13 protein-coding genes are annotated in these 13,503 nt (G+C 64.9%); 4 read left to right on the top strand and 9 right to left on the bottom strand.

Translation table 11 applies throughout. The annotated features are described in order from the left end of the window. Window positions 1–64: 64 nt before the first annotated feature. The 5 genes from BM186_RS19205 to BM186_RS19185 all read right to left on the bottom strand — a co-directional run bounded on the left by BM186_RS19205 (window position 65) and on the right by BM186_RS19185 (window position 4,844). Entirely contained in the window at window positions 65–316 is a 252-nt protein-coding gene (locus BM186_RS19205; RefSeq protein WP_074917468.1) for a YfhL family 4Fe-4S dicluster ferredoxin, read from the bottom strand. Window positions 317–515: 199 nt separating this feature from the next. Then, window positions 516–998, bottom strand: a complete 483-nt coding sequence (gene coaD / locus BM186_RS19200) for a pantetheine-phosphate adenylyltransferase (protein WP_017675875.1) — start codon at window positions 996–998, stop codon at window positions 516–518. A 104-nt stretch (window positions 999–1,102) separates the two neighbouring features. After that, window positions 1,103–2,701 carry a GMC family oxidoreductase gene (locus BM186_RS19195; RefSeq protein WP_074917466.1) on the bottom strand — a complete coding sequence of 533 codons (1,599 nt, stop codon included), beginning with the start codon at window positions 2,699–2,701 and terminating at the stop codon, window positions 1,103–1,105. A gap of 124 nt (window positions 2,702–2,825) precedes the next feature. Next, window positions 2,826–3,371 carry a twin-arginine translocation pathway signal protein gene (locus BM186_RS19190; protein ID WP_074917464.1) on the bottom strand — a complete coding sequence of 182 codons (546 nt, stop codon included), beginning with the start codon at window positions 3,369–3,371 and terminating at the stop codon, window positions 2,826–2,828. Window positions 3,372–3,413: 42 nt separating this feature from the next. Continuing rightward, window positions 3,414–4,844, bottom strand: a complete 1,431-nt coding sequence (locus tag BM186_RS19185) for a coniferyl aldehyde dehydrogenase (protein WP_074917463.1) — start codon at window positions 4,842–4,844, stop codon at window positions 3,414–3,416. Between the two features lie 209 nt (window positions 4,845–5,053). Between BM186_RS19185 and BM186_RS19180 the strand changes: the two genes are divergently transcribed. Next, window positions 5,054–5,713, top strand: coding sequence for a TetR/AcrR family transcriptional regulator (locus BM186_RS19180; RefSeq protein WP_074917461.1), 660 nt, complete (start codon window positions 5,054–5,056; stop codon window positions 5,711–5,713). A gap of 42 nt (window positions 5,714–5,755) precedes the next feature. On the opposite strand, the gene BM186_RS19175 is transcribed toward BM186_RS19180, so the two are convergent. The 4 genes from BM186_RS19175 to BM186_RS19160 form a co-directional block, all read right to left on the bottom strand. Next, window positions 5,756–6,736 (bottom strand): hydrolase, encoded by a 981-nt coding sequence (locus BM186_RS19175; RefSeq protein WP_074917459.1) that lies wholly within the window; start codon window positions 6,734–6,736, stop codon window positions 5,756–5,758. 66 nt (window positions 6,737–6,802) lie between these two features. Continuing rightward, the gene (rsmD, locus tag BM186_RS19170) at window positions 6,803–7,420 is read right to left on the bottom strand and encodes a 16S rRNA (guanine(966)-N(2))-methyltransferase RsmD (protein ID WP_074917457.1); all 618 of its coding nucleotides are present in this window, start codon (window positions 7,418–7,420) and stop codon (window positions 6,803–6,805) included. After that, complete coding sequence (locus BM186_RS19165) at window positions 7,420–8,880, bottom strand: M16 family metallopeptidase (RefSeq protein WP_074917455.1); 1,461 nt, start codon at window positions 8,878–8,880, stop codon at window positions 7,420–7,422. Before BM186_RS19165 ends, rsmD begins: the two co-directional genes overlap by 1 nt. Continuing rightward, window positions 8,877–10,244 (bottom strand): M16 family metallopeptidase, encoded by a 1,368-nt coding sequence (locus BM186_RS19160; RefSeq protein ID WP_072424899.1) that lies wholly within the window; start codon window positions 10,242–10,244, stop codon window positions 8,877–8,879. Before BM186_RS19160 ends, BM186_RS19165 begins: the two co-directional genes overlap by 4 nt. Window positions 10,245–10,386: 142 nt before the next feature. On the opposite strand from BM186_RS19160, the gene ftsY reads away from it, so the two are divergent. The 3 genes from ftsY to ftsX are packed head-to-tail and all read left to right on the top strand — an operon-like array spanning window position 10,387 to window position 13,387. Then, on the top strand, window positions 10,387–11,706 hold the full coding sequence (gene ftsY / locus BM186_RS19155; RefSeq protein WP_074917453.1) for a signal recognition particle-docking protein FtsY: 1,320 nt from the start codon (window positions 10,387–10,389) through the stop codon (window positions 11,704–11,706). Continuing rightward, complete coding sequence (ftsE, locus tag BM186_RS19150) at window positions 11,703–12,371, top strand: cell division ATP-binding protein FtsE (RefSeq protein ID WP_017675858.1); 669 nt, start codon at window positions 11,703–11,705, stop codon at window positions 12,369–12,371. Before ftsY ends, ftsE begins: the two co-directional genes overlap by 4 nt. After that, window positions 12,371–13,387 (top strand): permease-like cell division protein FtsX, encoded by a 1,017-nt coding sequence (gene ftsX, locus BM186_RS19145; protein ID WP_017675857.1) that lies wholly within the window; start codon window positions 12,371–12,373, stop codon window positions 13,385–13,387. Before ftsE ends, ftsX begins: the two co-directional genes overlap by 1 nt. The last annotated feature ends 116 nt before the right edge of the window (window positions 13,388–13,503 follow it).

Genomic DNA, 13,503 nt, shown 5'->3' with positions numbered 1-13,503 from the left:
CGCTCGGGCAAGGGGGGCACAACGGGCGCGGAGAAAGCGGGAGGCCGCTGGCCCCTCGGAAGCGTCAGACCTTGCCGGTGATGATGCGGTACTTCTGCATCAGCTCATCCTTGCTCTCGACGTTGTTCTCGTCGAGCGGGATGCAGTCCACCGGGCACACCTGCTGGCATTGCGGCTCATCGTAGTGGCCAACGCATTCGGTGCACAGGTTGGGGTCGATCACGTAGATCTCCTCACCCTGGGAAATGGCGCCGTTGGGGCACTCGGGTTCGCAGACGTCGCAGTTGATGCAATCGTCGGTGATGATCAGGGACATGGGGCAACTCCTGTCGAAGCGCAGGCTTCGACACTTTACGGGCTTTGATGCTGCAAATTGTGCCGGATTGGTGCGGCTTGTGCCATGAGGCTGGTCAGTTAGGCGCCGCTCTCTGTAGGAGCGGCGCCCCGCCGCGAATCTTGGGCGCGCCAGACCAGCTTCGCCCCGGGGCGGGGCTCCTGCTAAAAGTCGATCTTGCTTAGCTTTTGCGGAAACGCTCGTTCAGCGCGTCGGCAACGGCGGGGTGGACGAACTTGGTGATATCGCCGCCCAGGGCAGCAATCTCGCGCACCAGGGTCGAAGAAATGAAGGAATACTTTTCCGACGGCGTGAGGAACAGGCTTTCCACATCCGGCGCCAGTTGGCGGTTCATGTTGGCCAGCTGGAATTCATATTCGAAGTCGGATACTGCGCGCAGTCCGCGCAGGAAGACATTGGCGTTCTGCTCCTTGACGAAGTGCGCCAGCAGCGACGAAAAACCCACCACTTCGACGTTGGGCAGGTGCTTGGTCACCTCGCGGGCCAGCTCGACGCGTTGCTCCAGGGAAAACAGAGGGTTCTTCTTGGGGCTGGCGGCGACGGCGATGATAACGTGATCGAACAGGCGCGCGGCGCGTTCGACCAGATCACCGTGGCCCTTGGTGATGGGGTCGAAGGTGCCGGGGTATAACACTCGATTCATCGGGACGTCCTGGCGGGTCGAAAAGGAGTCGGATGGTAGCGCAGCGCATGCCAGCGGCCAAGCCACGGCCTGCGTTGCGTTCTGCCATGCCAGGACAGTGGCGTCTAGCTCGGGCTTTTCAGGCGCTCGGCCAGCAGCGTCGCAAGCTTGGCGGTCAGGCCGTAGATCGACAGTTGGGGGTTGGCGCCGATGCTGGTGGGGAACAGCGAACCGTCATGGATCGACAGGTTGGCCAGGTGATGGTGCTGGCCCAGGCTGTCGACCACCGCCTGCTGCGTATCCTCGCCCATGGCGCAGCCGCCCATCACGTGAGCACTGCCCAGACGTGTGCGATAGAGCGCCAGGTCGAGGTTCTCGATCATGTCCCGGGCCTCCTTCCAACTGCCGACATAACGTGCATCGGCATGGGTTGGCATCACCGCTTTGGCGCCGGCGGCGAACTGGATTTCCGCCATGGTCAGGTAGGCGCGGCGCACGCCGTCCCAGGTGTAGTCGGTCATCTGGTAGTCGAGCACCGGGCTGCCGTCGCCGCGCAGCTCGACGCAGCCTTCGGCGCTGTCTTCATGGAAGCCGTCGCGCAGCAGGGCGAGCATCACGTTGGTGTGCGGCAGTTGCGCCATGCGCAAGGCATTCTCGCGGCCGAAATCACCGAGCAGAGTGGCGGTCATCGCTGGTTGCAGCGGCGGCACTTCCAGCTTGTAGGAGAGGCGCCCGCTGGCGCCGTCGTCCCACTGGAAATGATCCGAGTAGACCGACTGCGGCGCGCCGTAGAAGGGGTTGATGACCTGCTCGAACTGCGCCGCGGAGAAGTTCACCAGGTGCAGGTAGGTGCGCCGGCCGACACGCTGGTGCGGGTCTGGCGCATTGGAGCGCAGCAGGATGCCGGGCGTGTTGATGCCGCCGCCGGCCAGCACGTAGTGCCGCGCCTTGACCCGGATGCGCTTGCCGTTGGGCGCCACGCAACGTTCGTCCATGCCCAGGCAGTCGATGCCGACCACCTGGTCGCCTTCGATCAGCAGCTTGTCGGCGCGCGCCAGGTAGAGCAGCTCGCCGCCGGCGTCGAGGGTGGCGGGGATGGTGGTGACCAGCATCGACTGCTTGGCGTTGGTCGGACAGCCCATGCCGCAATAACCGAGGTTCCAGCAGCCGCGCACGTTGCGCGGGATCGGCGCCCAGTGATAGCCGAGCTTGTCGCAACCGCTGCGCAGCACCTCGTTGTTGGCATTCGGTGGCACCGCCCAGGGCGCCACGCCCAGGCGCTGCTCCATCTTCTCGAACCAGGGCGCCATGGACTCGACGTCGTGGCCTTTCACCCTGTGCACCTCGGCCCAGTGTGCCAGGGTCTGCGGCGGTGTGCGGAAGCTGCTGGTCCAGTTGATCAGCGTGGTGCCACCAACGGCGCGGCCCTGCAGGATGGTGATGGCGCCGTCCTTGCTCATGCGGCCGATGCCTTCCTGATAGAGGGTCGGGTAGGCATCGGCCTCGCGCATCTTGAAGTCGTCACTGGTCTTGAGCGGACCTTCCTCGATCAGCAGCACCTTGTAACCGGCGGCGCTGAGGATTTCCGCCGTGGTGCCGCCACCGGCGCCGCTGCCGACGATGGCGACATCGGCTTCCAGCGTCAGGTCGTTTTCCAGACGCGAACCGTCGTATGTCTTCCAGCCCCTGGCCAGGCCTTGTTTGAACAAATCGGGTACAGGCATTTCAGGCTCTCTTCTTGTCATTCACCGCGAGCGAGGCAGGGTGGGTAGGGTGCGCTGCGCGCACCGAGGCTCAACCCTGTTTTACGGTGCGCACGGCGCACCCTACGGGATCCGCGACACGTCTTCAGACCGTAGGCGGCCCCGGATAGCCGCAATGCGCCCAGGCTTCCTGGCGGCTGTACCAGGCCATCATCACCAGTTGCAGCAGCGAGGCGTGGCCCATGCGCAGCAGGCTCAGGCTGCTGTTTTGCCAGCGCGCGAGGAAGTTGCGCACGTCATCGGCGCTGGCGTTGTCCCAGCTGCCCCACACACCGGTCAGCGGGCCGCGAGTGATGGGCAGGGCGAGGACGTCGAACAGTTGCACGGTGAGTTTGAGCATCTCCGGCGACAGGTGCGCCAGGCTGGTGTCGAGGCTCTTCAGCGTGCCGTCGATGGCCTGCGGCATCTGCTCGGCACTGACGGCGCCGTCGAGCATCACCGGGATCAGTGCGCGCAGGAAGGGCAGGTCACTGCTGCGCAGGATCAGGTAGCCGTTGGTCGGCGTGCTGGCCGAGCAACCGCTGAGGGTGGCGGTCAGCCCGGCGGTGCCGAGCAGCGCCGTGCCCAGCAGGCCGACCTTGAGCAGGTTGCGCCGCGACAGCTGCGGCGCGTTGAGGGTGGTGTCGTTCATTGTTTTTATCACCAGGCGTAGAACGGGCGCTGCCCGCGTTGTTCAGCGTACGAACAGCTTGTAGACCAGCTTCTGGATCGCCTTGCCATAGGGTGGGTAGATCAGCCGCGCGGCGTTGAAGCGCTGCTTGATGAACACGCCCTTGGCCTTGCTGAAGGTCAGGAAGCCTTCGTGGCCGTGGTAATGACCCATGCCGGAGGGGCCGATGCCGCCGAACGGCATGTCGTCCTGCGCCACGTGCAGCAGGGTGTCGTTCAGGCACACGCCGCCGGAGTGGGTTTCGTGCAGCACGCGCTGTTGCTCGCGCTTGTCGTAGCCGAAGTAGTACAGCGCCAGCGGCCGGGGCCGCGCGTTGACGTAGGCGAAGGCGTCTTCCAGTCGGTCATACGGCACCACCGGCAGCAGCGGGCCGAAAATCTCGTCCTGCATCAGCTTCATCTCGTCGTTGACGTCGAGCACCAGACTTTGCGGCAGGCGTCTGCCCTGGGCCTCGGGATACAGTGCGACGACGCGCGCGCCCTTGGCCTCGGCATCCTGCAGGTAGCCGTTGAGGCGGGCCAGCTGGCGCTCGTTAATGATTGCGGTGTAGTCGGGGTTGTCCTTGAGCGCCGGGTAGAAACGCTGCACCACCTCGCAGTAGGCGCTGACGAAACCCTCGACACGATCCCTGGGGACCAGCACGTAGTCCGGTGCCACGCAGGTCTGCCCGGCGTTGAGGGTCTTGCCGAAGGCGATGCGCTCGGCGGCGTGCTCCAGCGGCACGTCGGCGGCAACGATGGCTGGCGACTTGCCGCCCAGTTCTAGGGTCACCGGGGTGAGGTTTTCCGCGGCGGCGCGCATCACATGCTTACCGATGCTGGTGGCGCCGGTGAACAGCAGGTGGTCGAACGGCAGCTTGGAGAAGGCCATGCCGACTTCCGCCTCGCCCAGGGCGACGCTGACCAGATCTTCGGGGAATACGCGGGCCAGCAGATCCTTGATCAGTTGCGAGGTGGCCGGGGTGGACTCGCTCATCTTGATCATCACCCGGTTGCCGGCCGCCAGCGCGCCGGTCAGAGGACCGATGGCGAGAAACAGCGGGTAGTTCCACGGCACGATGATGCCGACCACGCCCAGCGGCTGGTAGATGACCTTGGCTGCGGCGGGCATGAACTGCAGGCCGACGCTGCGCCGCGAAGGCTTCATCCACTTTCTGATGCGTTTGCTGGCGTAATGGATGCCATGCAGGCTGGGCATCAGCTCGGCGAGTAGGGTCTCGTCGGCCGAGCGATTGCTGAAGTCGGCGGAGATCGCTGTGATCAACGCATCCTGTTGCTCGGTCAGCAGCTCGCTGAGGGATTTCAGCCACTGGATGCGTTGTTCGGCCGAGGGCATCGGGTTGGCGGCGAAGGCCGTGCGCTGCAGGGCGAAGGTGGCGTCCAGCTGGTTGATCTGCTGTTGGTTTTGCTGCAGGTAGGCGATGTCGGCGACCATTGGTTTCTCCTCGACGTTCCAGCGGGCTGCATGGGCTGAACTGGATTTTTAGAGCAATTACTCTAATGTGTCAAATAGGATGCCGCGACGCCGTCCCCGGCGCACCCTAACCAAAGGCCTGCCAGGGCCTGGGGGATGCATCGGGGGGTAACACTTCGGCTGTTTCGCCTGTACCTTTGCCAATTTTGAAGTCGAGATCGAGCTGCGTCATGGCGCCACCCAAGACCCGCGACCGCATCGTTGCCGAGAGCCTGGCCCTGTTCAACGGCCAGGGCGAGCGCAACGTCACTACCAACCATATCGCCGCGCACCTGGGCATTTCGCCGGGCAATCTGTATTACCACTTCCGCAACAAGCAGATGATCATCGCCGAGCTGTTCGCCCAGTACGAAGCGCAGGTCGACAGCTTTCTGCGCCGCCCCGAGGGCCGCGCGCTGACAGTGGAGGACAAGACCTTCTATCTGGAGGCGCTGCTGGCGGCGATGTGGCATTACCGCTTCCTGCACCGCGACCTAGAGCACCTGCTGGAGTCGGACGCCGAGCTGGCCGCGCGTTACCGCGCCTTCGCCCAGCGCTGCCTGGTGGGGGCGCAGTCGATCTACCAAGGCTTCGTCGAGGCCGGCATCCTGTTGATGACACCGGCGCAGATCGAGGCGCTGACGCTCAACGCCTGGATCATCATGACCTCCTGGGTGCGCTTTCTCTGCACGGCTGGCGCCAGCCCGGACAACCTCAGCCAGGACATGCTGCGCCGCGGCATCTACCAGGTGCTGGCGCTGGAGGGCGGCTATATCGCACCCTCCGCGCGCGATGCGGTCGAGGCACTGTATGGCCGCCTGCATGTGCCGCTGGAACAGGTGCTGGGGTGATTACCTCACGCACGGCATTCGTGGGAGGGGCTTTAGCCGCGATTATCCGAGGCTTGCCAACCACTGCGGAATACGCCGTTCCAGGTAATAACCTGGCCGGCGCGGAGTACCCTCGACGAAGCCGACATGCCCGCCCTTGGCATGCAGCTCGAACTCGGTGCCGGGGGCCAGTTCGCTGGCGTCGGGTAGGCTGTGGCGGAAGATGAAGGGATCGTCCTCGGCCTGGATGATCAGCGTGCGCGTGCGAATGTCGCCCAGGTAGAAGCGGCTGGAGGCGCGCCGGTAGTAGTCGTGGGCATCGGCGAAACCGTGCAGCGGCGCAGTGATGCGCCCGTCGAAGTCCCAGAAGGTGCGCATGCCGTCCAGCGGGCCCAGGCGCTCCAGCACCGACAGGCGCTCGCTCTGCCCCTGTTCGCTGAACAGGCGCTGCTTGTTGTTCACGTAGGCGACCATCTCGCGCATGAAGTGCGCTTGATACACCCGCGAGAATCCCAGGCCGATACGGTCGGCGCACTGATCCAGACGAAAGGGCACCGAGATCGCCACTGCGCCTTGCAGTTGGCTTTGCCCGCCGCTTTCACCCAGGTACTTGAGCAGCACATTGCCGCCCAGCGAATAGCCAACGGCGAATAGCGGCGCCATCGGCCGTTGTGCGCGAAGGTGGGCCACGGCCGATGCCAGATCCTCGCTGGCACCGGAGTGGTAGCCGCGCGGCAGCAGATTGGGCTCACCGGAGCAGCCGCGCCAGTTCAGCGCCACGCTGGCCCAGCCGCGTGCAGCCAGCGCCTGTTGCAGGCCGAGCACGTAGAGCGAGCTAGAGCTGCCGGTCAGGCCATGCAGCACCAATACCAGCGGCGCATGGGCGTCATGCGGGCCGTGCCAGTCGAGGTCGAGAAAATCGCCATCGTCCAGCCACAGCCGCTCGCGCTGCCGTTCCAGTTGCGGCGGCTTGCGGCAGAAGGGGTTCCACAGCGTCTGTAGATGTGGGCCGGGGAGCCACCAGGCGGGTTGGAATGGCGTCATGGGTATGGTCTATCCAAAACGTAGCCTGGATGAAATTCAGGGACAGCGCTCCCAATTGCATCCGGACTACGCTGGCTCCTGCGATGAACTTCTTTGCCACAGCGCGTAATGCACCTGGCCGGTATGTTTTTCACGGTGCAGACGCCAGTTGCCGGGCAGACCCAGCGTCGAAGGCGCGGTTTCGCTTTCGGTATAGATCCAGGCGTCGTCGCTCAGCCAACCCTGCGCTTCCAGCAGATTGCAGGCGTCCTGCAGCAGATTCTTATGGAACGGCGGGTCGAGCAAGGCGATATCGAAGCGCCGCGGCGCCGGGCGTGCCAGCAGTTGCAGGGCGTCGCCCAGTTGAATCTCGCCGGCGCTGCACTGCAGCGTCGTCAGATGCCCGCGCAGCGCGGCCACCGACGCGGGGTTGAGGTCGCAGGCCAGGCCGCTTGCAGCACCGCGCGACAGCGCTTCGAGCAGCAGCGCGCCGCTACCGGCGAAAGGGTCGAGCACATGGGCGCCCTCGACATAGGGTGCCAACCAGTTGAACAGCGTCTCGCGCACCCGGTCCGGGGTCGGGCGCAGGCCCGGCCCGTCGGGGAAGGCAAAGCGCCGCGACCGCCACTCGCCGCCGATGATGCGCAATTGACCCTGGCCGCCGTGAGCCTTGGCGGTCGGTTTTGGTGGTGTGCGACCACGCATCAGTGGGGCACCGCGCTGGGCAGTTCGGCCGGGCGGTCGGTGGGCGGCGGCAGCTCCTTCTGCGCTACCGTCGGGCCGGCGGTGACCACTACCAGCGCCTCGGGATCGAGGTGTTTGGCCATCGCCGCCTTGACCTGCTCGGTGCTCAGGCTTTGCACGTCACGCATGAAGTCGTCCAGATAGCTCAGCGGCAGATCGTAGAAGCCCATCGAGGCAAGTTGGCCGACGATGGCGGCATTGCTTGCGGTGGACAGTGGGAAGCTACCGGCCAGCTCGCGCTTGGCGTTGTCCAGCTCCTGCTGGGTGGGGCCGTCATGCAGGTAGTCGGCGAGCAGCTGCTTGACCAGCGCCAGGGTGCCTTCGCTCAGTTCGGCGCGGGTCTGCAGGTTGATCATGAATGGGCCACGCGCCTGCATGGCGCTGAAGCCGGAGTAGACGCCATAGGTCAGGCCGCGCTTCTCGCGCACTTCGCTCATCAGGCGCGTGCCGAAACCGCCGCCGCCGAAGATCTGGTTGCCCAGGTACAGCGCAGCGTAGTCCGGGTCGCGCCTATCGATGCCGAGCTGGGCGATCATCAGGTGGGTCTGGTTGGACGGATACTCGATATGGCTGATGCCCGGTTTGGGCGCTTGCGGCTGGGCGATCTTGGCCAGGGCCGGGCCTTGCGGCAGGGCGGCGGATACCTGATTGGCGATGGCCTCGGCTTCGCTGCGCGACAGATCACCAACCAGCGCGATCACCGCATTGCCGGCGGCATAGGCGCGGGCATGGAAAGCCTGCAACTGCTGGCGGGTGATGGCCGGGATCGTCTGCGCCGTGCCGTCGCTCGGGTGAGCGTAAGGATGCTGACCATAAAGGCGCTCGAACAACTCGAGGCTAGCCAGCTTGCCCGGGTTCTGCTTCTGGAACTCGAAGCCGGCCAGCAGCTGGTTCTTGATCCGTGCCAGTGAGTCGGCGGGGAAGGTGGGTCTGCCCAGCACCTCGGCGAACAGCGCCAGTGCCGGCTTACGTTGCTCCTGCGCGCTCAGGCTGCGCAGGCTGGCCACCGCCATGTCGCGGTAGGCGCCGTTGCCGAACTCGGCACCGAGCCCCTCGAATCCGGCGGCGATGGCGCCAACGTCCTTGCCCGGTACGCCTTCGTTGAGCATGGCGTTGGTCAGGGTGGCCAGGCCTGGCACGCCGCCGTCCTGGCTGCTGCCGGCGGCGAAGGTCAGGCGCAGGTCGAACATCGGCAGCTCATGGGCTTCGACGAACAGCACCTTGGCGCCTTGCGCGGTCTGCCAGGTCTGGATATCCAGGGTGCGGCGCGTTGGCGCCTTGCCGTCGAGTGCAGCCAGCGACTGCAGCTTGGCGGCATCGCCAGTCAGGGTGCTGTCGGACAGGTTGGCGCAGGCGCCCAGTGCCAGGGCGCTGGACAGGATCAGGCCGAGCAGGCCCAGGCGGCGTTGCTCAGTCTTCATGGGCGGGACTCCTCATTGCGGGACTCTTCGGGCAGTACGTGGGCGACGCTCAGACGGTCGCGAACGAAGAAGGTACGGGCAGCCTGCTGGATGTCGGCTGGGGTCACGGCCTCCAGCTCGGCCAGCTCCTGATCGGTCAGTTGCCAGGACAGGCCGACGGTTTCCAGTTGGCCGATGCTGGTGGCCTGGCTGGTGATCGAGTCGCGCTCGAACACCAGGCCGGCGATGACCTGGGCGCGTACGCGGGCCAGTTCGGCGGCGGACGGCGGGGCTTTCTTCAGCTCTTCCAGCTCGCGCCACAGACCGGCTTCGGCCTGCTCCAGGGTCTTGCCTTTCTGCACGTTGGGCGTGGCCGAGAGGATGAACAGGCTGTCGCCACGGGTGAAGGCGTTGTACCAGGCGCTGGCGCCGGAGACGAGCTCTTCGCCACGTTCCAGGCGGGTGGACAGGCGAGCGCTGAAGCCGCCGTCGAGCAGCGCGGCGGCCAGGCGCAGGGCATAGACCTGGCGTGGTGTTTCGGCGGTGGCCAGGCCCGGCACGTTGAAGCCCATGATCAGGCTCGGCAACTGTGTCTTGAGGTGCAGCGTGGTGCGGCGTTCGCCCGGCGCAGCCAGTTCCAGCGGCAGTTTGGCAGTGGGCACCTCACCGCGCGAGATGTCGCCGAAGTAACGCTGTACCTGGTTCTTGACCTCATCCACGGTCACGTCACCGACCACCACCAGGGTGGCATTGTTCGGTGCGTACCACTTCTGGTGCCAGGCACGCAGTTCGTCGATGTGCATGCGGTCGAGGTCGGCCATCCAGCCGATGGTGGGGATGCTGTAGCCGCTGGCAGGGTAAGCCATGGCCTTGAAACGCTCGTAAGCCAGCGAAGAGGGGCGGTCGTCGGTACGCAGACGGCGCTCTTCCTTGATCACTTCGATTTCCTTGGCGAACTCGTCTGCTGGCAGCTTCAGGCTGGCCAGGCGGTCGGCCTCCAGCTCCAGCGCCACGCCCAGGCGGTCGCTGGCCAGCACCTGGTAATAGGCGGTGTAGTCGTCGCTGGTGAAGGCATTTTCCTCGGCGCCCAGTTCGCGCAGGATGCGCGAGGCTTCGCCGGGGCCGAACTTGCCGCTGCCCTTGAACATCATGTGTTCCAGCGCATGGGACAGGCCGGTGGAACCGGGCGTCTCATAGCTGGAGCCGACCTTGTACCAGATCTGCGAAACCACCACCGGAGCGCGGTGATCCTCACGGACGATGACCTTGAGGCCGTTGTCCAGTTTGAATTCGTGAGTGGGTTGAGCGGGGGAAGCGAAGGCTGCGAGTGGCACGCAGAGTGCGCCGAACAGCAGGCCGAGGGAACGGCGGGCAATGGCATTCATCGAAAGTCTGACCTGTCGGATAGCCTGGGCGGTCGTACCGCCGACGGGCGAAGAGGTGCTAGGATACCCCATCCTTTTCCGGGGCGGCGCGGCAAGGCTTTACAGCCTGTTAGCGTTCGCTCCCCTGAGATGCAAGCGACCCATGTTTGGTTCCAATGACGACAAGAAGTCGCCGGCCGAGGCTGGCGCGCAGACCCCGCCTGTGACCGAAGAAAAGAAATCCCTGTTCAGCTGGTGGCGCAAGAAACCGGCAGAGGCCGCTGCCGAGCCTGCTCAGCCCGCGCCCTTCGAACAACCTGCTACTCAGGCGCCTGCCGAGGAGCCTTCGACGCCTGAGCCTGCGCCGGAAGCCTTGCCGGTAGTCGAGCCGGAGGTGGCCGAGGTCGCGCCTGCTCCAGCACCACAGCCTGAGCCGCTGGTTGCCGCCCCAGTTGTCGTTGAGCCGCCGCCGCTCGTGCCTGAGCCTGTCGTCGAAGCTTTGCCCGAGGTTGCTGCGTCAGCTCCCGTTGCTGCGCCAGCCACTCAGGAAAAACCGAGCTTCTTCGCCCGCCTCAAGCAAGGCCTATCGAAGACCAGCGCCAGCCTCGGCGAGGGCATGGCCAGCCTGTTCCTCGGCAAGAAGGCCATCGACGATGACCTGCTCGACGATCTGGAAACCCGCCTGCTGACCGCCGACGTTGGCGTCGAGGCGACCACCGCGATCATCGGCAACCTGACCAAGCGCGTCGCGCGCAAGGAACTGGCCGACAGCGGTGCCCTGTACAAGGCGCTGCAGGAAGAACTGGTGACCCTGCTCAAGCCGGTCGAGCAGTCGCTGGTCATCGACACTGCCAAACAGCCTTACGTGATTCTCGTCGTAGGCGTGAATGGCGTGGGCAAGACCACCACCATCGGCAAGCTGGCCAAGAAGCTGCAGCTCGAAGGCAAGAAGGTCATGCTCGCCGCTGGCGACACCTTCCGCGCCGCTGCGGTGGAGCAGCTGCAGGTCTGGGGTGAGCGCAACAACATCGCGGTCATCGCTCAGCACACCGGTGCCGATTCGGCCTCGGTGATCTTCGATGCAGTGCAGGCCGCCAAGTCGCGTGGCATCGACGTGCTGATCGCCGACACCGCCGGACGCCTGCACACCAAAGACAACCTGATGGAAGAGCTGAAGAAGGTCCGTCGGGTGATTGGCAAACTGGACGAAACCGCGCCGCATGAAGTACTGCTGGTACTCGATGCCGGCACCGGGCAGAACGCCATCAACCAGGCCAAGCAGTTCAACCAGACCGTGAACCTCACCGGTCTGGCACTGACCAAACTCGATGGCACCGCCAAAGGCGGCGTCATCTTCGCCCTGGCCAAGCAGTTCGGCTTGCCGATTCGCTATATCGGCGTGGGTGAGGGTATCGATGATCTGCGCCCGTTCGAGGCGCAAGCCTTCGTCCAGGCACTCTTCGAGGAGCGTGAGCGCGGATGATCCGATTCGAGCAGGTCGCCAAGCGATACCCCAATGGCCATGTCGGGCTGCACGAACTGAGTTTCCGCGTTCGCCCTGGCGAATTTCTCTTCGTCACTGGTCACTCCGGAGCCGGCAAGAGCACGCTGCTGCGTCTGCTACTGGCGATGGAGCGGCCCACCAGCGGCAAGCTGTTGCTGGCCGGGCAGGACCTGTCGACCATCACCAACGCGCAGATTCCTTTCCTGCGCCGACAGATCGGTGTGGTGTTCCAGAACCACCAGTTGCTGTTCGACCGCACCGTGTACGACAACGTCGCGCTGCCGCTGCAGATTCTCGGCCTGTCCAAGCCGGAAATCGGCAAACGCGTCGGTGCCGCACTGGAGCGCGTCAGCCTCAGCGACAAGGCGGCGCAGTCGCCCGGCGATCTGTCCACCGGTCAGCAACAGCGCGTCGGCATCGCCCGCGCCATCGTTCACCGGCCGGCCCTGCTGCTGGCAGACGAGCCCACCGGTAACCTCGACCCGCGGCTGGCCGCCGAGATCATGGGGGTGTTCGAAGACATCAACCAGCTGGGCACCACAGTGCTGATCGCCAGCCACGACCTGGCGCTGATCGCGCGCATGCGCCAGCGCATGCTCACCCTGCAACGCGGTCGCCTGATCGGTGACGGGGAGGCTGCCTGATGAGTGCATCGAAGATGCCCACGCCGCAACCGGCCGAACGTGTCGGCGCCGCGCCGCGCAACAAGGTGGTCGACGGCCCGGCCGACGAACCGGATTTCCGCACGCTGTTCCATGCCTGGCTGGAAAGTCATCGTGCCAGTCTGGTCGACAGCCTGCGCCGCCTGGCGCGCCAGCCCATCGGCAGCTTCTTCACCTGCCTGGTGATGGCCGTGGCGCTGAGCCTGCCCATGGGCCTGTCGCTGCTGCTGGACAACGTCGAGAAGCTCGGCGGTTCCTGGCAGCGTGCGGCGCAGATCTCCCTGTTCCTCGACATGTCCGCTGGCGAGCGTGATGGCCAGGCGCTGCGCGAGCAGATCGCAGCGATGGATGATGTCTCCGATGCCGAGTGGATCAGCCGCGAACAGGCACTGGAAGAGTTTCAGCAGCTGTCGGGTCTGGGTCAGGCGCTCAAGGAGCTGCCGGAGAATCCGCTGCCGGGCGTGGTCCTGGTGACGCCGAAGGAAGTCGACAAGGCCAAGCTCGAGGCCCTGCGCCAGCGCCTGGCGGAGCTGCCCAAGGTGGAGCAGGCGCAGCTCGATCTGGTCTGGGTCGAGCGTCTGACCGCCATTCTCAAACTGGGTGATCGTTTTGTCTTCGGCCTCAGCCTGCTGCTGATCCTGGCGCTGCTGCTGGTGATCGGTAATACCATCCGCCTGCACATCGAGAATCGCCGTGCCGAGATCGAGGTGATCAAGCTGGTAGGTGGAACCGATGGCTATGTACGCCGTCCCTTCCTTTATATGGGCGCGTTGTACGGTTTTGGCGCAGGCATCTTCGCCTGGTTGCTGCTGGCCTTCGGGCTGGATTGGTTGAACGATGCTGTAGTACGTTTGGCCGGCCTTTACGGTAGCGATTTCGCGCTGGGTGGCGTACCTTCTTCCGACGGTTTTTCGCTGCTGCTTGGCGCCGTGCTGTTGGGCTATATTGGCGCCTGGCTGGCAGTGGCGCGTCATCTGAACGAACTTGCACCCCGTTAGGGCGCTGTTCGGCAAGGCTGAACGCAAGCTGACAAGTCATTGTTTTGGTTGATATTGACTATCTCTCAGGGAACTTATCCACAGGCCCTGCATCAGATAGCACAGTGCTACACTGC

This window comes from Ectopseudomonas toyotomiensis (assembly GCF_900115695.1).
Lineage (GTDB): Bacteria > Pseudomonadota > Gammaproteobacteria > Pseudomonadales > Pseudomonadaceae > Aquipseudomonas > Aquipseudomonas toyotomiensis.
The sequence above is the reverse complement of the archived record's forward strand: the minus strand, read 5'-3'. Positions and strand labels throughout refer to the sequence as shown.